The organism is Streptomyces sp. NPDC057474, assembly GCF_042802555.1.
Lineage (GTDB): Bacteria > Actinomycetota > Actinomycetes > Streptomycetales > Streptomycetaceae > Streptomyces.
Window position 1 is genome coordinate 59,085 of the sequence record NZ_JBHVDX010000007.1, and the last position, 18,981, is coordinate 78,065.

18 protein-coding genes are annotated in these 18,981 nt (G+C 67.7%); 8 read left to right on the forward strand and 10 right to left on the reverse strand.

The window, feature by feature from the left end; genetic code table 11:
- Nucleotides 1-51 precede the first annotated feature (51 nt).
- From ACFU53_RS03320 to ACFU53_RS03340, 5 genes are all read left to right on the forward strand, one after another.
- Nucleotides 52-954 carry a bifunctional methylenetetrahydrofolate dehydrogenase/methenyltetrahydrofolate cyclohydrolase gene (locus ACFU53_RS03320; RefSeq protein ID WP_383985552.1) on the forward strand — a complete coding sequence of 301 codons (903 nt, stop codon included), beginning with the start codon at nucleotides 52-54 and terminating at the stop codon, nucleotides 952-954.
- Nucleotides 955-1,320: 366 nt separating this feature from the next.
- Nucleotides 1,321-2,085: a CoA transferase subunit A gene (locus tag ACFU53_RS03325; protein ID WP_383985554.1), complete on the forward strand. Its 765-nt coding sequence runs from the start codon at nucleotides 1,321-1,323 to the stop codon at nucleotides 2,083-2,085.
- Nucleotides 2,085-2,726 (forward strand): CoA transferase subunit B, encoded by a 642-nt coding sequence (locus tag ACFU53_RS03330; protein ID WP_383985555.1) that lies wholly within the window; start codon nucleotides 2,085-2,087, stop codon nucleotides 2,724-2,726. The genes ACFU53_RS03325 and ACFU53_RS03330 overlap by 1 nt, the downstream gene beginning before the upstream one ends.
- A gap of 820 nt (nucleotides 2,727-3,546) precedes the next feature.
- Nucleotides 3,547-4,308 carry an SDR family NAD(P)-dependent oxidoreductase gene (locus ACFU53_RS03335; protein WP_383985557.1) on the forward strand — a complete coding sequence of 254 codons (762 nt, stop codon included), beginning with the start codon at nucleotides 3,547-3,549 and terminating at the stop codon, nucleotides 4,306-4,308.
- An 85-nt stretch (nucleotides 4,309-4,393) separates the two neighbouring features.
- On the forward strand, nucleotides 4,394-5,233 hold the full coding sequence (locus tag ACFU53_RS03340) for a helix-turn-helix transcriptional regulator (protein WP_383985558.1): 840 nt from the start codon (nucleotides 4,394-4,396) through the stop codon (nucleotides 5,231-5,233).
- Nucleotides 5,234-5,269: 36 nt separating this feature from the next.
- Here the strand turns inward: ACFU53_RS03340 and ACFU53_RS03345 are convergent, their stop codons facing one another.
- The 10 genes from ACFU53_RS03345 to ACFU53_RS03390 all read right to left on the reverse strand — a co-directional run bounded on the left by ACFU53_RS03345 (nucleotide 5,270) and on the right by ACFU53_RS03390 (nucleotide 15,063).
- Nucleotides 5,270-6,424 carry a hypothetical protein gene (locus ACFU53_RS03345; protein ID WP_383985560.1) on the reverse strand — a complete coding sequence of 385 codons (1,155 nt, stop codon included), beginning with the start codon at nucleotides 6,422-6,424 and terminating at the stop codon, nucleotides 5,270-5,272.
- The gene (locus ACFU53_RS03350; RefSeq protein ID WP_383985561.1) at nucleotides 6,421-7,587 is read right to left on the reverse strand and encodes a homogentisate 1,2-dioxygenase; all 1,167 of its coding nucleotides are present in this window, start codon (nucleotides 7,585-7,587) and stop codon (nucleotides 6,421-6,423) included. Before ACFU53_RS03350 ends, ACFU53_RS03345 begins: the two co-directional genes overlap by 4 nt.
- 58 nt (nucleotides 7,588-7,645) lie before the next feature.
- Nucleotides 7,646-8,875 (reverse strand): NAD(P)/FAD-dependent oxidoreductase, encoded by a 1,230-nt coding sequence (locus ACFU53_RS03355; RefSeq protein WP_383985563.1) that lies wholly within the window; start codon nucleotides 8,873-8,875, stop codon nucleotides 7,646-7,648.
- Nucleotides 8,872-9,192 (reverse strand): 2Fe-2S iron-sulfur cluster-binding protein, encoded by a 321-nt coding sequence (locus ACFU53_RS03360; RefSeq protein WP_383985565.1) that lies wholly within the window; start codon nucleotides 9,190-9,192, stop codon nucleotides 8,872-8,874. The genes ACFU53_RS03355 and ACFU53_RS03360 overlap by 4 nt, the downstream gene beginning before the upstream one ends.
- Complete coding sequence (locus tag ACFU53_RS03365) at nucleotides 9,192-10,373, reverse strand: cytochrome P450 (RefSeq protein ID WP_383985567.1); 1,182 nt, start codon at nucleotides 10,371-10,373, stop codon at nucleotides 9,192-9,194. The genes ACFU53_RS03360 and ACFU53_RS03365 overlap by 1 nt, the downstream gene beginning before the upstream one ends.
- Nucleotides 10,374-10,411: 38 nt before the next feature.
- Nucleotides 10,412-11,059, reverse strand: a complete 648-nt coding sequence (locus ACFU53_RS03370; RefSeq protein WP_383985569.1) for a hypothetical protein — start codon at nucleotides 11,057-11,059, stop codon at nucleotides 10,412-10,414.
- 48 nt (nucleotides 11,060-11,107) lie between these two features.
- Nucleotides 11,108-11,947, reverse strand: a complete 840-nt coding sequence (locus ACFU53_RS03375; protein ID WP_383985571.1) for an alpha/beta fold hydrolase — start codon at nucleotides 11,945-11,947, stop codon at nucleotides 11,108-11,110.
- Nucleotides 11,948-12,094: 147 nt separating this feature from the next.
- Nucleotides 12,095-12,928, reverse strand: coding sequence for an alpha/beta fold hydrolase (locus ACFU53_RS03380; protein ID WP_383985573.1), 834 nt, complete (start codon nucleotides 12,926-12,928; stop codon nucleotides 12,095-12,097).
- Between the two features lie 398 nt (nucleotides 12,929-13,326).
- Nucleotides 13,327-14,049 carry an IclR family transcriptional regulator gene (locus tag ACFU53_RS03385; RefSeq protein WP_383985575.1) on the reverse strand — a complete coding sequence of 241 codons (723 nt, stop codon included), beginning with the start codon at nucleotides 14,047-14,049 and terminating at the stop codon, nucleotides 13,327-13,329.
- 213 nt (nucleotides 14,050-14,262) lie between these two features.
- Nucleotides 14,263-15,063: a MoaF C-terminal domain-containing protein gene (locus tag ACFU53_RS03390; RefSeq protein WP_383985577.1), complete on the reverse strand. Its 801-nt coding sequence runs from the start codon at nucleotides 15,061-15,063 to the stop codon at nucleotides 14,263-14,265.
- Between the two features lie 644 nt (nucleotides 15,064-15,707).
- On the opposite strand from ACFU53_RS03390, the gene ACFU53_RS03395 reads away from it, so the two are divergent.
- The 3 genes from ACFU53_RS03395 to ACFU53_RS03405 all read left to right on the forward strand — a co-directional run bounded on the left by ACFU53_RS03395 (nucleotide 15,708) and on the right by ACFU53_RS03405 (nucleotide 18,957).
- Nucleotides 15,708-16,664, forward strand: coding sequence for a sugar ABC transporter substrate-binding protein (locus ACFU53_RS03395; RefSeq protein WP_383985579.1), 957 nt, complete (start codon nucleotides 15,708-15,710; stop codon nucleotides 16,662-16,664).
- A 49-nt stretch (nucleotides 16,665-16,713) separates the two neighbouring features.
- The gene (locus tag ACFU53_RS03400; protein ID WP_383985581.1) at nucleotides 16,714-18,024 is read left to right on the forward strand and encodes a glycine cleavage T C-terminal barrel domain-containing protein; all 1,311 of its coding nucleotides are present in this window, start codon (nucleotides 16,714-16,716) and stop codon (nucleotides 18,022-18,024) included.
- A gap of 96 nt (nucleotides 18,025-18,120) precedes the next feature.
- Nucleotides 18,121-18,957, forward strand: coding sequence for an alpha/beta fold hydrolase (locus tag ACFU53_RS03405; protein WP_383985583.1), 837 nt, complete (start codon nucleotides 18,121-18,123; stop codon nucleotides 18,955-18,957).
- The last annotated feature ends 24 nt before the right edge of the window (nucleotides 18,958-18,981 follow it).

The window sequence follows — 18,981 nt, forward strand, 5'->3', positions numbered from 1 at the left end:
GTCGCGAAGCCGCCCCTCCCCGTGACGAGAACGAGAACAGGAGCCAGAATCATGACCGCACGCCTGCTCGACGGGCTCGCCACGGCGGCGACCATCAAGGGCGAGTTGAAGGGACGGGTCGCGGCGCTCACCGATCGGGGCTTCCCGGTCGGCCTGGGCACCGTCCTCGTCGGCGACGACCCCGGCTCTCGGTGGTACGTCGACGGCAAGCACCGCGACTGCGCCGAGACGGGGATCGCCTCGCTGCGCCGCACACTCCCGGCCGACGCATCGCAGCAGGCGATCCTCGACACCGTCGCCGAGCTGAACGAGAACGCGGACTGCACCGGCTACATCGTCCAGCTCCCCCTGCCTCCCCATGTCGACCAGCAGCGTGTCCTTGAGGCCATCGCGCCCCCGAAGGACGCCGACGGACTGCATCCGGTCAACCTCGGTCGCCTCGTGGCCAACGTAGGAGACCCGATGACCTCGCCGGTCCCCTGCACTCCGCGCGGCTGCGTCGAACTGCTCGAACGCCACGGCATCTCGCTGCGGGGCAAACGTGTACTGGTCATCGGCCGGGGACTCACAGTCGGCCGCCCGATCGGGCTGCTGCTGACCCGCCGTGGCATCGACGCGACCGTGATCAGCGCCCACACGGCGACCGCCGATCTGGCGGACGAACTGGCCCGCGCCGACGTCGTCGTCGCGGCCGCCGGTTCGCCCCACATGGTCAGGGCGGAACATCTCAGCCCCGGTGCGATCGTGCTCGACGTCGGGGTGAGCCGGGTACAGCGTGACGGGAAGGCCCGGGTCACCGGGGATGTCGACCCGGCGGCGGCGGAGGTCGCGGCGTACCTGTCGCCCAATCCGGGCGGAGTGGGCCCCATGACGCGGGCGATGCTGCTCGCGAACGTCGTCGAAGCCGCCGAACGGGGCGTCGCACTCACTGAACAGGTGGCGCTCCCGGCCTAGGCTCCGTGACCGCGACGGCAGAGTGCGTGGCCGGCGGGGCGCCCGAATCCGACACGTTCGGCGTCCGACACCTTCGGCGGCGGGCGTCTCGAAGGAAGCCCGCGTCTGCCAGTGCCGCGTCAGGCGATGTTCGCGGCACCGACCGGCCCTCCAACCGATCAGGTGGGCACCAAGGGCGTCCGCCCGATTCCTCTGCCGTCCGCCCGGCGCAGGGGATGCCCCCGCACTCGTGGGGGCGGGCCGGAGCGACGGCTCTCCCCCCGCCCGATGCCTCCACCCCTGAATGAGCCGCCTCTGGCGAACCCCGGTGCCCGACACGGCGTCCGGCACCGGGAAGGCCATGAACAACAGAAAGGCACGAACAACGTGGACAAGGTCATGGCCTCGGCCGCCGACGCGGTCGCCGACATACCGCAAGGGGCCTCGCTGGCGGTGGGCGGCTTCGGCCTGTGCGGTGTCCCCACCGTGCTCATCGGCGCCCTGCTCGCCCACGGCGCCGGCGGTCTGCGCGTGGTCTCCAACAACTGCGGCGTGGACGGTCAGGGGCTCGGCACCCTGCTGGCGGCGGGCCGGATCGCCCGGGTGACCGGCTCCTACGTCGGGGAGAACAAGGAGTTTGCCCGTCAGTACCTCGCTGGTGAACTGGAGGTGGAGCTCACCCCGCAGGGCACCCTCGCCGAACGACTGCGCGCCGGCGGCACCGGCATCCCCGCCTTCTACACCCCGGCCGGGGTCGGCACCCAGGTCGCCGACGGCGGGCTGCCCTGGCGCTACGGCCCCGACGGCAACGTCTCCGTCGCCTCCCCGCCGAAGGAGACGCGGATCTTCCAAGGGCGGACGTATGTCCTGGAGGAGGCCATCGCCACCGACTTCGCCCTCGTACGGGCCGCCCGCGGCGACCGGCACGGCAACCTCGTCTTCCACCGCAGCGCCGCCAACTTCAACCCCCTGGCGGCCATGGCGGGCCGTATCACGATCGCCGAGGTCGAAGAACTCGTCGAACCCGGCGCCATCGGCCCCGACGCCGTACACCTGCCCGGCATCTACGTCGACCGGGTCGTGGGACCCGTCCCCGCCGACGACAAGGGCATCGAGAAGCGCACCGTCCGCAAGCGTGAGGAGCGGCACTGATGGCCTGGACCCGCGACGAGATGGCGGCCCGCGCCGCACTCGAACTGCCCGACGGCTCCTACGTCAACCTGGGCATCGGCCTGCCCACCCTCATCCCGGGCCACCTCCCGTCCGGCGTCCACGTGGTGCTGCACTCCGAGAACGGCATCCTGGGCACCGGCCCCTACCCGTACGACGACGAGGTCGACCCCGACCTGATCAACGCGGGCAAGGAGACCGTCACCGTGCTGCCCGGCGCCGCGTTCTTCGACTCGGCGCTGTCCTTCGGGATGATCCGCGGCGGCCGCATCGACGTCGCCGTGCTGGGCGGCATGCAGGTCTCCGCGACCGGGGACCTCGCCAACTGGACCGTACCCGGCAAAATGATCAAGGGCATGGGCGGTGCCATGGACCTGGTGCACGGCGCCCGCAAGGTCATCGTCCTCATGGAACACACCGCCAAGGACGGCACACCAAAAATCGTCGACGAATGCACCCTCCCACTGACCGGGCAGGCCTGCGTCCACCGCGTCATCACCGACCTCGCCGTCCTCGACATCACGCCCGACGGCCTGTCCCTGGTCGAACTCGCCCCAGGAGCAACCCTCTCGGACATCCGCGAACGCACGGGACCACCGATACCGGCACCTGCCTGGACCTGAGCCCCTCGACCATGTAAGCGGAGGCCGACCCACCGCCCCGTCAGCGGTCGGCTCCCCAGGCAGCCGCGGGCACAGCCCTCGAACGGCACCAGAAACCGTAGACCGAAACGGAGGTTGCCACGGGGACCGTCCCGCGCGTCCACGGCCACAGGGACAACCACGAAACCCGAGGCCGGGCGACAGCCTGGCCGCCGCAGTCACACGACATCGCCTGCACCAGAAACCACTTCCGCAGCACCAGGCCGCAGCCGGGCACACCCTCGCCCCGCCCTACGTGCGCCGGCAGATCGACTCAGCGGGCGGGCGGTGCCGTCGCCGTACGCGGGCGGGGCAGCAGGAGGGCGTGCCGACGGCGGGGACGTCGAGGGCCCTGGGGAACGTGTCATCGATCCCGCCGGAGGAGACAGCGCTGACGGCGTGGCTGAACGGTGCTGCCGTCGAGGTTGCGGCCGGCGATCGCGCCGTCAAGATCTCGGACGGCGCGGTCGGGGACCCATACCGAGCGCGGAGCCCCACGGCTCGATGACCAGGACCGCAGCCGAGTGCTCACCGACCCGGCAGCCGCCGAACCCGTGCAGGTTGTTTCGGGTCGAAGTGTGTTCGTCGAGAGCTTGGCGCTGGCGCAGCCTCATTCCGGCTGGGGTTCACCACTCGGCCAAGCAGGGAGCCGTGGTGCTCAAGGGGGGACAAGTTGTCCCCGGATCAGGTGTGCCTTCCCCCCTCCCAGCCGAGCCACGCATTCTCGATATCGCGGTTTCTCCGCTGCGTGAGTGGCACCACGGCCCTTTGCGTATGAAGCCCGATGAGGAGTACCAAAGAGATGACTCAGCAGACGATCGCCCTGATCACTGGCGGCAACCGGGGGCTGGGCCGGGCCACCGCGCTCAAGCTTGCCGAGGCGGGCACCGATGTCGTCCTGACCTACCGGTCGAACGAGGCCGAGGCTGCCGAGGTGGTGGACGCGGTCACCGCGCTGGGCCGCCGGGCCGTCGCCCTCCAGCTGGACACCACGTCGCTCGACACCTTCCCCACGTTCTCCGCCGGCCTGCGTAAGGCGCTGGCCACAACCTGGGACCGCGAGACCTTTGACTACCTGGTCAACAACGCCGGCGTCGCGGCGTACACCCCGGTCGGCCAGACCAGCGTCGAGGCATTCGACCTCCTGGTAGATGTGCACTTCAAGGGCGTGGTCTTCCTGACTCAGGAGCTGTTGCCCCTGCTCGTCGATGGTGGGCGCATCGTGAACCTGTCCACCGGCCTGGCCCGGTTCGTGGGCGAGGGCTTCAGCGTGTACGGCGCGGTCAAGAGCGCGGTGGACACCTACAGCAGGTACCTGGCCAAGGAGCTGGGCGGACGCGGCATCAGTGTCAACACGGTCGCCCCGGGACCGATCGCCACCGACTTCGGCGGCGGAGCGGTCCGGGACAACGAGGCGGTCAACGCACTCTGGGCCGGAAACGCCGCCCTTGGCCGCGTCGGTCTGCCCGACGACATCGGCGGCGCGATCGCCGCTCTGCTCTCCCCCGGCACCGGCTGGATCACCGGTCAGCGCATCGAGGCCTCTGGCGGAACCCTGATGTGACCGCCCCAGCGGGTCAACGCGGGGGCCCGTCTCGGCACCTGCTGGAGTGGCTGCACCTGTCACCTCACCACGAACGGACCGGATCATGGACCGCGCTCAGCTCGCCGACTTTCTCCGCACTCGCCGCGAGGCCCTGCAGCCCGAGGATGTCGGCCTGCCGCGCGGGCCGCGTCGCCGCTCTCAGGGCCTGCGCCGCGAGGAGATCGCCATGCTGGCCGGAATGTCCGTGGACTACTACGCACGTATCGAACAGCAGCGCGGCCCGACCCCCTCCGAACCGATCCTCGCCTCGATCGCGCGCGCCCTGCACCTGACACAGGATGAACGCAACCACCTGTTCGAGATCGCCGGGCACCAAATGCCTGGCCCCACCCCCCTGACAGACCACGTCTCTCCAGGGATGATGCGCATCCTGGACCGTCTGGCCGACACGCCGGCCCAAGTGCTGACCGCGCTCGACGAGGCCTTGGTCCAAACCCGGTCGGCGGTCGCCCTCGTCGGGAACGACACCACCCACACCGGACTGTCCCGCAGTCTGATCTACCGCTGGTTCACCGATCCCCGGGCCAGGCGGATCTACCCCGAGGCCGATCACTCTCAGCACAGCCGCGCCTTCGTCTCCGACCTGCGCGTCGCCTACACCCGCCAAGGGCCGGGTTCCCGCGCGGGTGAAATCGCCGAGGCGCTGCTGGCCGGGAGCACAGAGTTCACCACGCTGTGGAACAAGCACGAGATCGGGGTCCGCCGCCCGGAGAGCAAGCGCTTCGCCCATCCCGACCTCGGTGTCCTCGAACTGCAATGCCAGACCCTGCTCGATCCGGGGCAGGACCAGATCCTCCTGGTCTACACAGCCACCCCTGGCACCGAAAGCTACGACAAATTCCAGCTGCTCTCCGTCGTCGGAGATCGGCAGCCCCACCGATGAAAATGGGGGTTCTGGACGAAGTCCCGAACGTGGCCGTCAGGCCAGGACGCCATCCATCCAGGCCAGCAGCGTCTCCACCATGAGGGCCGTGAGTTCCGGTTGGCCGTTGAGGTAGTGCTTGCCGCCCTTGACCGGGGTGATCGCCTTGCGGTCGTGTCGCACCGCCTCGTACAGAGCATGCGCGTGCGAGGGGAAGCAGCCCTGGTCGGCGGTGCCGTAGACGACATGCACGGGGGCCGTGACCGCGCGCAGCCTGGCCGGTCCGTCACCGCGCGTGCGGCTGACGGACCACTGGGACAGCCAGGAGCGCAGTGTCGTGTAGTGCCCGAGCGCGGCCGGCTGGAAGTTCGCGTTCCACGCGTCGCCCCAGAGCGTCCCGGGTTCACGGTCGGACGGGTCCAGGGACAGGTCCAGGAACCGGGGGTCTGCGCAGACGCCGTGTACCAGAAACGGCATGTCGGCGATTCCGCGGGTACTCAGCTCGGCCAGCTGCTTCTCGGCCCGGGCGGTGATCGCTTCGCTGCGGGCGAGTTGAGCGGCCCGGTAGCGCCGCAGGAACTCCGGTGCGTATGGAGGCCCGTTGAGGGGGTCGAACATGTCGAGTTCCGCGTCGCGGTCGAGCGGGTTCTGCTCGTCACGGACCGCCGGGTCGAGCCATTCGGCGAGCAACTGGGCCCGGCCGGGGTGGGCCATCGCCAGGATGAGCGCGTCCGCGCGGGGCAGGTCGGCCCGGGTGAGGTCGGGGCCGCCACCTGAGGGTGCCGACGTGATCGTGGGCTGTTCGGCCTGGTTCTGGTAGAGCGAAACGAGGCCCCCGCCTCCGGAGTTACCGAACAGCACGACCCGTTCGTAGCCCTCGTTCCGCAGGTGTCGGACGACCGACCCGACGTCGACGACACAGTTCTCCAGCAACAGGGCGGTGTCGTTGCCGATGTAGCGGGTCGTCATGCCGATCGCGTCGACACCGGCCCTGGCGAAGGCGCTCAGCGCGTAGTGGCCGAGGAAGTTGGAGGACGGGTGGATGGTGACCACCGCGGTGCGGGCGATCCTGCCCGGCCGCGCCCGGTGCCGGGAGCACCACAAAGTGCCGGCCATCCGGGCCACTCCGGAGTAGATCTCGTTCGCTGAGGCGGAAGCGCCCATCGGCACCGCGAGCAGCTCACGTTCTGTGGTGGGGGCGGGGGTGTTCATCGGCGGGCCCGCCAACTGCTGAGGTAGTCGGGGTCCTCGCAGTCCGCCGCGACCGGGCCCAGGCGCAGGGGCCGGTAGGTGTCGAGCATGACGGCGGTTTCCTCGGTCCGCTCCGCGCCGAGTGCGGCTTCGATACTGCCTGGGTGCGGGCCGTGGATGAATCCAGCGGGGTGCAGTGAGACCGACCCCTGGCCGATACCGGTGCCCCGGCGGCTCATGAAGCTGCCGTCGGCGTAGAACAGCACCTCGTCGGAGTCGACGTTGGCGTGGAACGGCGGGACGGGTACCGCCTCGGGGTGGTAGTCGAACAGGCGGGGTACGAAGGAGCAGATGACGAAGCCCGGGCCTTCGAAGGTCTGATGTACCGGCGGCGGCCGGTGCAGGGAGCCGGTGACGGGCGAGAAGTCGGCAATGTTGAAGGCGTACGGGTACAGACAGCCGAACCAGCCCACCACGTCGAACGGGTGGGTGGCGTGCACGTAGCGGGTGACGCCGTCGCGATTGCGCACCAGGACCTCGACGTCGGTACCCTCGGCGAGCAGCGGGCCTTCGGGGCGCCGCAGGTCCATCTCGCAGTAGGGAGCGTTCTCCAGGAACTGCCCGGCCTGCGAGAGGTAGCGCTTCGGTGGCCGGACGTGTCCGGCGGCCTCGAAGACCACCGCCTGCAGCGTGTCACCGTCGGCGGGGACCCAGCGGTGCGTGGTGGCAGTGGGCACGATCACGTAGTCGCCCTTGCCGACCTCCAGGGTGCCGAACACCGATTCCAACCGTCCCGAGCCCATCTCGATGTAGACGAGCTCGTCACCGATGGCGTTGCGGTACAGCGGCGAAGGCGTGTCGGCGACGGCGTAGGCCATGACCACGTCGTCGTTGCCCAGCAGGACATGCCGGTCGCGCACCAGGTCGCCCTTGCCGGCGAGTTCGTGGGGGCGCAGGTGTCGTGGCTTGAGCGGGAAGTTCGCCACCATCTGCGGTCGGGCTGCTCCCTCCGCCGCCTCCGCGGAGACCACCTCGGTCGGAGCTTCGCGGTGGTAGAGGAGCGAGGAATCGGAGGCGAAGCCATCCTCCCCCATCAACTCCTCGCGGTAGAGGGTCCCGTCGGGTCGACGGAACCGGATGTGGCGGGTGCGGGGTGTCTCTCCCAGATGCATGAAGTAGGGCACGTGCCACTCCTCCTCGGAGTTCGACAGGCGAACTCGGTGGTTCGACGTTGGCAGCGGGTCAGACGGCCGCTTTGGCCGCGGCTGTCAGGGACCGGAGCCGAAACCCCGGCTTCGACGTGTCGTTCGGGGTCACCACTCGTGCGCCACCCAGCAGAGTGCGGGCCGCGACATGATCGGCCGGACTGTTGACCGACTCGACCGCGACGAGTCTCCCGCCGCGGAAGGCCAGCACGCTGAACCGGCCCGAGCTTGCGTCGCCGAGCACCTGCAGTTCGTCGTCCGGTGCCGTGACGCCCGCCATCTGCAGGCGCAGTCCCTTCTGGTTGCTCCAGAACCAGGGCAGGTCGCGATAGGGGCCGGGATCACCGACCGCGATGGCGCGGGCGACGTGAGCGGCATGGCCGGTCGCGTTCTGCACCGACTCCAGGCGCACTCCTGCACACCGGGCGCAGTCCCCCACCGCGTAGACATTCGGTGCCGATGTCCGCAGCCGGTCGTCGACCACGATTCCGTCGTCGACCTTGAGGCCCGCGGCCCGGGCGAGGTCGGTACGCGGTTCGGCACCGATCCCCACCACGACCAGGTCGGCCTCGTGAGTCCTGCCCTCTCCGTCTCGTACTCCGGTGACGTGCCCCTCGTCCTGGCCGAGGATCTCGGCGACTTCCTGTCCGAAGACCAACTTCACACCGCGGCTCCGATGTACGTCCGCCACGTGCGCGGACAACGGCGCGCTCACGGAGCGGCGGAGCAGCCTCTCCGCGTGGCCGATGACGGTGACCTCGACCTCTGCGCGCCCGGACAGGACAGCCGCGAACTCCAGGCCGACGAACCCCCCGCCCACGACGACAACCTTGTGCACGTGGGCGAGGCGCTCGCGTATGTGGTGGGCATCGGCCAGGGAACGCAGGGTCACGACACCGTTGAGATCGGTGCCGGGCACCGTGAGCCGGCGCGCCACCGCTCCCGTCGCAAGGACGAGGTCGGTGTAGGGCAGGCTGTGTCCGTCGGCGAGTCGCACCACGCGGGCGGTGGTGTCGAGGAAGTCGACCCGCGTTCCGGTGTGCAGTTGGATCGAGTTGTCGGCGTAGAAGCGTTCCGTGTGCAGAGTGAGCGCGTTCTCGTCGGCGGTGCCGAGCAGGAACTCCTTGGAGAGCGGCGGCCGTTGGTAGGGCGCCCCGGGTTCCTCTCCGACCACCGTGACCGGGCCTTCGTAGCCCTGCCGCCGCAAGCCGGTCGCCACGTCCACACCGGCCTGGCCGGCGCCGACGATGACGACACCGGCGATCACCGCTGGTCCTCGGGCACCTCGACCGTCAGCCCCGCGAGGTCCGGGCTCGCGACGAGCTGGCAGCTGAGCCGGCTGCCGTCGCGGCGCTCCGCGGCCGTGCAGTCGAGCATCTCGTCCTCGTCCTCCCCTGCTTCGGGGAGCCTGCCGGCATCGGCCGGGTCGGTGTAGACATGGCACGTCGCGCACATGGCGTTGCCGCCGCATTCACCGATGATTCCGTCGATTCCGGACTCGACCGCGGCCTTCATCAGGCTGGTCCCGTCGGGTACGTCGATGGTGCGGGTCTGCCCGTTGAACCGGAAGGTCACCTCGGCCATCAGACGTCCCACCTGACCGCGAGGTTCAGCGGCCCACGGAACACCCAGCCGCCCCACCGGGTTTCGGTGCCGCCGACAGGTCGAAGGTTGGGCAGCCGTCTGATCAGGTTGGGCAGCGAGACCTCGCCGACCTGCGCCCGCGCCGCCCACGTGCCCAGGCAGTAGTGCGGTCCGCCGCCGAAGCCGATGTGGGGCCGCGAACCGCGCCGGATGTCGAACCGGTCGGGGTCCTCGAAGACGGCCTCGTCACGGTTGGCCGATCCGATCAGCACTCCCAGCCGGGCGCCCTTCGGCAGCAGGGTTCCGCCCAACTCTGTCTCCCGGGTCGTCTGTCGCGGGTACATGCCGATGGGAGAGACCCAGCGCACGGCTTCCTCGAAGGCCGCCGCGCAGAGCTTCTCATCGGCTCGTACTTCGGCCAACTGGTCGGGGTTGTCGAGCAGTCCGTAGATCGCGGTCAGAACGGCGTCGCGCGGCTCGTTGATGCCGCCGCCGATGATCACCCGCACATTCGACTTGACGGTCTCCACGTCGATCGGGTCCTCGCCGCGCAGCATCGCCGAGACGATCGACTCGTCCGGTGCCTCGCGCACCCGCTCCATGGTCTCGTCCACCGCGGCGCCGACCTCGGCCGCCGAGCGCTCGGCCCGCTCCCAGACGCCGGGATCGTCGGCGTAGTTGCCGATCCCGTCCATCATCGTCTGCGACCACCGCTGCATGTCGTCCGCGGAGACTCCGCGGAAGCCGAGCATCGCGGCCAGACTGAGTGCGGCCATGGGGCCGGCATAGTCGACGAAGAGATCGGCCTCGCCACGGTCGGCGAATCCGTCGATGAGTTCGTCGGAGATCTGCTGGAAGACGGGCTTCCAGTGGTTCCTGACCACTCGCGGCCGCAATGCGGGTTCGGCCGCCTTGCGTTCCCTCATATGCGGGCAGCCGTCCTTGCGCAGCAGGGTCGAGCCCATCACTCGTGTGATGAGCGAGTCCTCCTCGGCCGAACTGAATATCTCCGGATGCTGCTCGACATACATGACATCGGCGTGCCGCGCCACCAAATAGCGGCCGGCTTCGGGGACATAGGCGACCGGGCGACCTCTGAGCTCGAAATAGGTGGGATAAGGGTCGTCGTACAACGCATCGAGCCGGATCAACCTGCCGTGGTCCTCATTGACAACGGGCATGCGTTACACCTCCTCTTGGCGATGCCGTTATTTGTCTTTCAACCGTGCTGGTGAACGATCATGTCCGGCGTCTCTCCTTCGGATTCGTCGCCGTGCGTCGTCGAACCGCCGAACTGCATCGCAATGAGCATGTATGCCATGACCAGGCCCATGACGGCCGGCGTGACGCGCACCGAGCGTGTGTACCCAGCTGCTGCATGGGTCCAACGGCCGGGCGTTCCGGCGGACGCCGCAGTCTCCGACAAGGTTCGGACCCTCGCGGCAAGTGGCCCGGACGCCCACAGCGCGGCGTCCACCAGGGCCCAGGTCGCGAGCGTCAGGGTCAGTCCGTCCGACGGGGGCACCACCGTGGTGAACATGTAGGCCATGGTCGCCAGGTGAACCGTCGCCAGTGCCCAGAGCCACGACCAACGGCGGGTGCCGCGGATCGGGCCGACAAGGGTGTATCCGCCGGCGAGCGAGGCAGCGCCGACGAAGACGCCACCGGCGGCCGTGGCCGGTACGGGCATCAAGTCCGTCGGAACGGTCATGTCGATCATCCCGAGAGCCGCGAGAACATGCACACCGTGCCACAGCCTGGCTTGGGGTCCCGCACGGAACAGGTGACGGACGTGCACCAGCAGGAGGACCATCACCACCACGGTGAGCGTCACGGCGACACCTTGGGGAATCCACGTGTTCGTCATGGCGTTCACCTCACAGGAGGAGCGCGCGCTCCAACTGACCTTTTCTTGCTACGAGTTGTGGCCCTTGGCGGCCGAGTCGACGAGGTCGCCCACCTTCACGGCGATCTGCTCGGGCTCCTGGATCACCATGAGGTGCTGTGTCGGAGCCCCGATTCCGGAGACGGGGGTAACAGGGCCGCAGCCCAGCAACTCGGCGTACCGGAGGGCGATCGACGGCGCCGTCAAGGCGTCCTCATCGGGCACGAGGACCTGCGTCGGAGCGTTTACGCGTTGCAGACGGTGCTCAAGGCGCAGGCTGTAGCGGGGATTCCACGCGACACGGGCGACCCCCATCCGCTCCTTGTAGTCAGCCAGCATCTGCTCGACCGGATTGGGGTCGATGTCGACGATCGGCACCCGCTGCTCCCGGTCGGAGCCCAGGGCGTTGTCGAGCCACTTGTCCCGACTCATCCGGTACGGGTCGACCATCGGCTCCTCCGCGATCGGCCTGAGGCCGGACGGCGCGATGAGCGTCATGGATCGCACCCGCTCGGGATAGACCGCGGCGAATTCGGCAGCGACCCAGCCGCCGAACCCGTGCCCCACAAGATGGACCGGCCCCGCCTCGACGGCCTCCAGGAACTGCGCGTAGTGGACCGACAGGTCGTTGAAGTCGACGATGAAGTCCGGAAGTTCCGTACCGCCGAATCCCGGATGATCCGGAACGATGACGTCAAACCGAGCGGCCAACTGTTCGTACAGGGGAATCCAGCGGCCCGAATACCCTTGCCCGGTCAGAAACAGCAGGGGATCGCCGGCGCCCTTCCGCCGGAAGGCGGTCTCAAGGCTTCCGACGTCAACAGTCCGCGCGGAAACAGCGGAATCCGGGACGACAACAGTTTGACTCATGGTTTCCCTCTAGCCGTAGGAAATCGACGATCTGCTTCTGAGCCCAGCTCCTTGCGCTGCGCCCAGTCCCCCGTTGCCGGTCAGGGCACAGCTGTCGGCGTCGCGTTGCCGATGGTCCGTGGGCCGACGCCAACCCGCCACGCTCGATCAGGTCGAGGCGCGCTCGGCCAGCGCGACGATCTGGTCGGCGAAAGCCTGCGGCTCCTGGGCGGTCAGCATGTGCCCGGTCGGATACTTGGTGCCGCTGATCTTCACGATGGGCGCGTCCCCGAGCCAGCGGGCCCAGTCGTGGAACACCGCCTCGGGCACAACGCGGTCCTCGTCCGGGACCACCAGCTGTGTGGGCACCTTGATGCGCGACAGATGGCGGTAGAGGCCGGGCGCGGCGTCGAGCTTCCACGCACTCGGGTCCGCGAATTCGTCGTCAGCCTCGGAGACGAACAGCCCGAGGTCCGCAGGCGGGTCGTACTCGGAGTACGCGGCCTCGTTGTCGTTGAAGAGGATGGCCATGATGTTCGGCGGGACCGGCCCGTCATGGCCCCCCTCCAACTCCGGCGCCCGAACGACGGGCATCGGCAACGGCGCGACCAGCGTCAGAGACAGCAGTCGCTCGGGATAGACGGCTCCGAAAGCCCCGGCCACATAGCCACCCAGCGAGTGGCCGACCACATGGGCCTTCGGGATGTCGAGGGCGTTGAGGAAGTCGGCGAGGAGCGGGACGTAGTCGTCCAGGGTGCGGTACCAGGCCGGTCGAGCCGTGCGACCGAAGCCGGGGAGCTGCGCCGCGATGACGTCGAAGTGTTCCGCCAGCTTGGCGTGGGATTCGAGCCAGCTGTTCGCCATCCCCATGCCGTGCAGGAAGAGCAGGGGAGCGCCGGCGCCGGCACGGCGGTAGGCCACGTCGACTCCGTTGACTTCGATGAAGTCGGGGTCGGAGGTGCCTTGGATGTCGATGGGCTGGATTGATACGGACTCGGTCACTGAGTTCGGCCTCTCGTCGGATCGACAGAACGGGATGGTGCCGAAGCACTGCACTGAGTAGACCGAATATCGGTCGTACTAGTTCGATACAGGGTAGGCAATCGCTCCGGCAACCGCAACGGGGTGGCGCGACTTACGTACTCTTCCCTGCGGCCAAGGCCTTCGCGGGAGCCGCATGCCACGATGGCGTTCGTTATTCGGGCATGGATGGCTAGGTTTTGCCCGCGCCAGGGCAGCCCGGGAGACCAGACAGTGGTTCGAACCTGATCCGTCGGGCCGAGCAGCGAGGACCGATGCACTTACGCCGACACAAGCATCGAGGCGAGGACGCCGAGCGTCCTCGCCTCATATTTCACCGACCTGCCCGTGTGGCCACAGCGCCCTCCTGGCCAGGAGGGTCAGGACTGAGGAAGATCACTCTGGAACGTGGCCGACAGCTCCTGCCCCGCCTTGAGCAAGGCACCGACATGCTGCGTCACCTTGCCGGCGCGAGAAGCGGGCACCAGGATCGCCATACTCGCCAGGGCATGGCCCGAACCGTCCAGCACGGGGACCGCTATCCCGTGCACTCCCTCCTGCAGTTCGTCGTGGGAGAGTGTGTAGCCGAGCTGGCGGGCGCCTTCGAGCTGGCGTGTGAGCGCCTCGCTATCGTCGACGTCGCGGATGATCCGGCCCTTTGCAGCGTCGTCCAGGAAAGCGAGTATGGCTCGGCCGCTGGCGCCCAGTACCAGAGGATGCCGAGAGCCGATCTTGTGTTCGACGCGCACTGGGTGGCGGTCCGACACGACCTGCTCGACAACGAGCACATCGTCGCCGTCGCGGACGTGCAAAACCACTGTCTCGGCGACGACCTCGACCAGCTGCAGCATCGTCGCGCGCCCCCTGGCCCTGAGCTCGGGCTGCACCCGCTCGGCGAGCCGCACGAGCATCGTTCCAGGGAGGTAACCATCATCCTGTCGGATGATGAAGCCTCGCTGGTGCAGCGTGGACAGCAACCGGTGCACCACCGTGCGGTTCATCTGCAGGTCGCGTGCGAGCTGCGCCGGCGTCCGCGGGCCCTTCTCGCTGACCGCAAGCAGGACGGACAGAGCCTGGTCTGCCGTTTTCGAAATCTCAGCCACTCAGGGATCCTATCCGGTTACGGACCAGGGTGGTCGGATATCGTACTCTGGATACGCCACTGTCATGTTGACTGATCGTGGGATGGATCTCCTCATCCTGAACACAGGGCCGAACTCGGCTCTCCACCGCGTCCTGACGCCCTGTCAGGCTCCCACACACCCGGCAACCTGATCACGCCCGCCGTTCACACCGAGGACCAAGACCTTCATCGATCACTCATCCGGGTACGTCGTGACATTGAGCAGCTGGCCACGGGCGCCGAACTGATGGTGCAGGATCTGCTGGACCCGCTCCTCCCAGCCGAACATCCGACCGTAGGTCTTCATCTCCCGCAGGTCGACGAACAGCACCGATTCGACCGGTTGCACGTGTTCGCTCCACTCGAACAGGTACAACCTGTCGGCCACTTCGAACGTACGCGTCCTGTCGTGCTCGGTCAGGCCCTCTTCCACACCTGTGACGCATTGCCAGGCGAAGTTGTGTGCGTTGAGATACACGTGGTCGTAACTGTCGGTGTCGCTGTAGCGCCACAGGACACGGTGCCCGGCCATGCCCGCCGAGGGCAGGTGCTCCCCAGCTTCCTCAGAGCCCGGCAGCCAGCACCTCTCGTGCGCCGTGGACACCCACCGCACGCCGTCTCCACGCTCGTGCACCCATGACCGGGCAATCGTCACCCGGCCCGTGTTCAGATCGAGCGCCCAGGTCTCCGCGCTCGGCAACCCGGCTACCGCTCCGTCCGGCGCGACATCCTCCACCAACGCGTCGATCAGGTAAATGCCCTCGCGCACCAGCGTCGCGTCGTAGTGCCGGGTGGTGACTGCTTCGCCGGCGGATCGCGTCATCGCGTGATCGTCGACGAACCGGTAACCCACTCGGGCTCCGGCGGCGTTCACGAGCTCCAATTCCCTACCGGCCAGATCGGCGCTGAACGGAGGCCGGTACTGCGTCTGCTGGCTGATTCCGTCCGCCAGCAACGGCAGATCCTCCGGACTCTGCCACGTCTGCAAGCTCACCAGATTCCTCCCTATCGAGACTCGTCGACCGTTCCGCGCAGGGACGGAACCGCCGACGAGTTTACCGCTGCTTCGATATTCGGGCAATGGTGGCCGATATTAGTGCAACGGGCTGCGGCGACATGGCGCATCCTGAACCGAAGGCTTCGGCCACCGCACGATGACCGTCCCGGCCGACGATGCATCGCAAGGCCGATCTCTACAGGAACGCCCGATACGGCACTGGCACGTCGGCAACGCCCGCAGTTCGCCACGACTGCCCCGTTACCCCCTGACCCCGAAAGCGTTCTTGGGCTGACCAGAGGGTGATCGGCAAGTTACCGCGAGGGTGGAGACAGAGGGCTACGGATCCATTGTGGTGACCGAAAGTCGGTGCTAGTGTCCCGATTCGCGAGCACTACGCTCGCCGGTGACCTCACGCCCGCTGCTTCTCGTATGACGACCCCTCTTCCCGGACGGGCCTCAACAGCTGGGGACGGACCGCGCGAATCGGAAGTCGATACAGAGTCGCCCGCAGGGCCTTCGCCGCGGTGTGCGCTGACAAGCAGCGCCCGGACCGATTCTCGAAATCGAGGAGAGCCATGGTGCCGAGACTCAGTCGTGTACGCGCGTTGGCGGCGCTACTCACAACTGGCTGTGTGTTGATGACTGGATGCGAATCTCAGGGTGCGGCGAAAGCCGACAGCACCACCGGTGAATCCGTAAGGATCGCCTACCTCGGCTACACCACGGGAGACTACCCGGGCGCCGTGGTCAAGGGCGTGCGTTCGGTCGTCGCGCGCTCCGGTGGCTCCGTCACCGCCTACAACGCGAACTTCGACGCGCAGAAGCAGCTCTCGCAGTGTCAGGACGTGGTCACGAGCAAGCGATACCAGGCGATCGTGCTCGCCCCGGTGGATCCTGCCACCGGGGCGCCGTGCGTTCAGGTCGCGAAGGCCGCCGGCATCCCGGTGGCCACGGTCGAGACCGCTGTCGGCAAGGACCCCTACTCTCTCGAGCCACAGCAGGACGGAGTGGTTGCGGTCGTCGGAGATCCCCTGGAGTCCGAGGTCGACGTGGACTCCCAACTGATCAAGGCCGCCTGTGGGACCGCCGACCCGTGCAAGGTGATCGCCGAGGTCACCACTGCCACGGATCGGTTCACCAACGACGTGGTCAAGGGCGTTGGGCAGAAGCTCGGCCCCAAGGTGAAATTCGTGCAGAAGATCCAGGGCTTCTACAACCCCGGCGAGGTCGCGAAGGCCATGCCCGACGCGCTCAGTGCCCACGGCGACGTGAACGTGTTCTTCGGTGCCTCGGATCAGACCGCCCTGGCAACGCTTCCCGCGTTCAAGGAGGCCGGCCTGGCCGGCAAGGTGAAGATCATCGGCCGAGGCGGGAGCAGCGAGGGGGCAGCCGCAGTGGCCGACGGCACCCTCTTCGGCACCAGCGGGAACTGGCCCCAGCAGTACGGTGTCTTTCTCGCCAAGGCACTGGTCGAGGCGGTCCATGGCCGGCCGGTGAAACCCGAGTCCCTCGACATGCTCAAGACCGACACGCCTGCGGTCGTCACCAAGGACAACGTGGCGAAGTTCAAGCCTGAGTGGGGCTCCAGCTCCTGAAGCTTCACACCCCGACCGGAAGAGACTTCACCCACGGGAGGTTCGTTCCATGAGTTCGTCATCGGAGTCACTCGTCAGTCAGTTGCGGCGGCCGCTGAAGTACCACGCGGGTGACATCTGGGGACCTCCTCAGTTCACCAACTGGGTCGACGAGGAGCGATCCTGGAAGGAGAACTGTTACATCGGTGACTGGTCGTTCCTGCCGTCGCTGAGGTACACGGGACCCGATGCCCTGCGGCTCTTCGCCGACTGTTCCGTGAACACCATGGGCAACTTCCGGATCGGCCAGTCGAAGCACATCATCCACTGCAACCATGACGGAAAGGTCATTGAAGAAGGCATCCTGACTCGTACCGGCGAGCAGGAGCTGATCGCCTACAGCACCTACTGGGCCGACTACATCCGGCGGACCGGTGACTACGACGTCGAGATGGAGCCCATCGAGGAGGTCAAATACCACCTTCAGGGGCCGAACGCCCTCTACGTGCTGGAGAGTCTGCTCGGCAGGGAGTTCCGCGACATCAAGTTCATGCGGAACGAAACCGTGACGATCGCCGGCGTGCAGACGAGAGTGCTCCGCCAGGGGATGAGCGGAGAGATCGGCTTCGAACTCCAGGCACCGCTCGCCGACGGCCGTAAGTTGTGGGAGGCGGTCGTCGACGCCGGGCAGGAGTACGACATCCATGAGTTGGGCGGCCGCGTCGCCATGCTCAACCATCTGCAGGCGGCGTACCCGACGGTGACGATCGACTACCTTCCCGCCCTCTTCGACGAGGTGGGCATCGGTTACCGCGAGGAGATCCAGGCTGCGGAGGGCGGGTACTTCGAGAAGTACTACTGGGCAGTCGCCGGGAGCTTCGAATCGGATGACGTAAGGGACTGGTACCGCAGTCCGGTCGAGCTCGGGTGGGGCAATCGCATCAACTTCGACCACAGGTTCCCCGGCGACGAGGCACTCCGGCGCGAACTGGAAGCGCCGAAGCGGACTCTCTGCACGCTGCGATGGAACGCGGACGACGTCATCGACATCTTCGCGTCGTTCTTCCGCCAGGGAGAGCTCCCGGACTTCATGGAGATGCCGCAGGACCCGCGTGCCTTCATGTACTTCGACAAGGTCCTCAAGGACGGAGCCGTCGTCGGAGCCACCAGCTCGCGGGGCTACAGCGCGCATTTCCGGGAGATGATCTCGCTCGCCGTGGTGGATGTGGAGGTGGCACGGCCCGGTACCGAAGTGACCGTGATCTGGGGCAACCCTGGCACGCCACAGCGTGAGATCCGTGCCGTCACGGCGCCGGCGCCCTACAAGGAGGTCCGCAGCCGGGTGGATCTCAAATCCTTGCCGAAGCACCTCGTGCGCTGACTGCCCGATGTTCGTCCGGTCTTGCGGCGGCGCCCGCACGCCGTCGCGGCACCGGTGTTGAGGAACGCCCCGGCTCCGCCGCGAAGGAGAGAACACATGACAGGGACCAACCCCGCTTTCGAGGGCCGAGAGTGGAAGTACTGGACGGTGCCGGAGGTCGTCGACATCCAGGGCGTGCCGACGGCCTACCGCCGGGGCGGATCCGGTGAGCCGCTGGTGTACCTGCACGGTGGCGGGGGGACGCGCGAGTGGAATCCTCTGCACCAGGAGCTCGCCAAGCACTTCGATGTCATCGCTCCGGAGCATCCGGGGTTCGGCGACACGCCGCGCGGTGCCGACCAGGACACGTGGGAGGACTACGTACTGCACTACGACGCGTTCTTCCGTTCCCTCGATCTGCACGACTTCCATCTGGTCGGCACATCGCTCGGGTCGTGGCTGGCCGCACATCTCGCGGTGTACTACCCGCAGCGGTTCAAAACCCTGACGCTGGTGACACCGCTGGGCGTCCTGGTCGAGGGCGAACCCTTCGTCGACCTCTTCGAGTTGTCCCCCGGGGAGGATGCCGAGTTGATGTTCAACGGGCGGGCCGAGCGATACGCGGAGGACTTCGGTCAGGAAGGCGAGGCCGCGGACACCGCCCAGCAGCTCAGCGAGGCAAGCACCGCCAAGCTGTTGATCTGGGATCCTCCCTACGAGCGCAAGTTCGACACACGCTTGGCGCGCGTGGCCGTTCCTTCCCTGGTCATCGGCGTGGACGACGATCGCCTGGTCGGCACCGGCCAGGCGGGACGGTATGCGGAACTGCTGCCCAACTCGACGCTGGTCACCATTCCAGGCCCCAACGGCGAGCCTTCCGGGCACGCACTGCCGATCGAGCAGCCTGGAGATGTCGCGCTGGCGATCGCCGACCACGCGTCAAAGGGCGTCTGACACCCGGTGACATGGACAAACTCT

Excerpts from the sequence above, each read along its gene's own strand:
- ACFU53_RS03320 (WP_383985552.1), top strand. The coding sequence starts at position 52 with ATGACCGCACGCCTGCTCGACGGGCTCGCCACGGCGGCGACCATCAAG.
- ACFU53_RS03330 (WP_383985555.1), top strand. The coding sequence starts at position 2,085 with ATGGCCTGGACCCGCGACGAGATGGCGGCCCGCGCCGCACTCGAACTG.
- ACFU53_RS03335 (WP_383985557.1), top strand. The coding sequence starts at position 3,547 with ATGACTCAGCAGACGATCGCCCTGATCACTGGCGGCAACCGGGGGCTG.
- ACFU53_RS03340 (WP_383985558.1), top strand. The coding sequence starts at position 4,394 with ATGGACCGCGCTCAGCTCGCCGACTTTCTCCGCACTCGCCGCGAGGCC.
- ACFU53_RS03345 (WP_383985560.1), bottom strand. The coding sequence starts at position 6,424 with ATGAACACCCCCGCCCCCACCACAGAACGTGAGCTGCTCGCGGTGCCG.
- ACFU53_RS03360 (WP_383985565.1), bottom strand. The coding sequence starts at position 9,192 with ATGGCCGAGGTGACCTTCCGGTTCAACGGGCAGACCCGCACCATCGAC.
- ACFU53_RS03365 (WP_383985567.1), bottom strand. The coding sequence starts at position 10,373 with ATGCCCGTTGTCAATGAGGACCACGGCAGGTTGATCCGGCTCGATGCG.
- ACFU53_RS03370 (WP_383985569.1), bottom strand. The coding sequence starts at position 11,059 with ATGACGAACACGTGGATTCCCCAAGGTGTCGCCGTGACGCTCACCGTG.
- ACFU53_RS03375 (WP_383985571.1), bottom strand. The coding sequence starts at position 11,947 with ATGAGTCAAACTGTTGTCGTCCCGGATTCCGCTGTTTCCGCGCGGACT.
- ACFU53_RS03395 (WP_383985579.1), top strand. The coding sequence starts at position 15,708 with ATGACTGGATGCGAATCTCAGGGTGCGGCGAAAGCCGACAGCACCACC.
- ACFU53_RS03400 (WP_383985581.1), top strand. The coding sequence starts at position 16,714 with ATGAGTTCGTCATCGGAGTCACTCGTCAGTCAGTTGCGGCGGCCGCTG.
- ACFU53_RS03405 (WP_383985583.1), top strand. The coding sequence starts at position 18,121 with ATGACAGGGACCAACCCCGCTTTCGAGGGCCGAGAGTGGAAGTACTGG.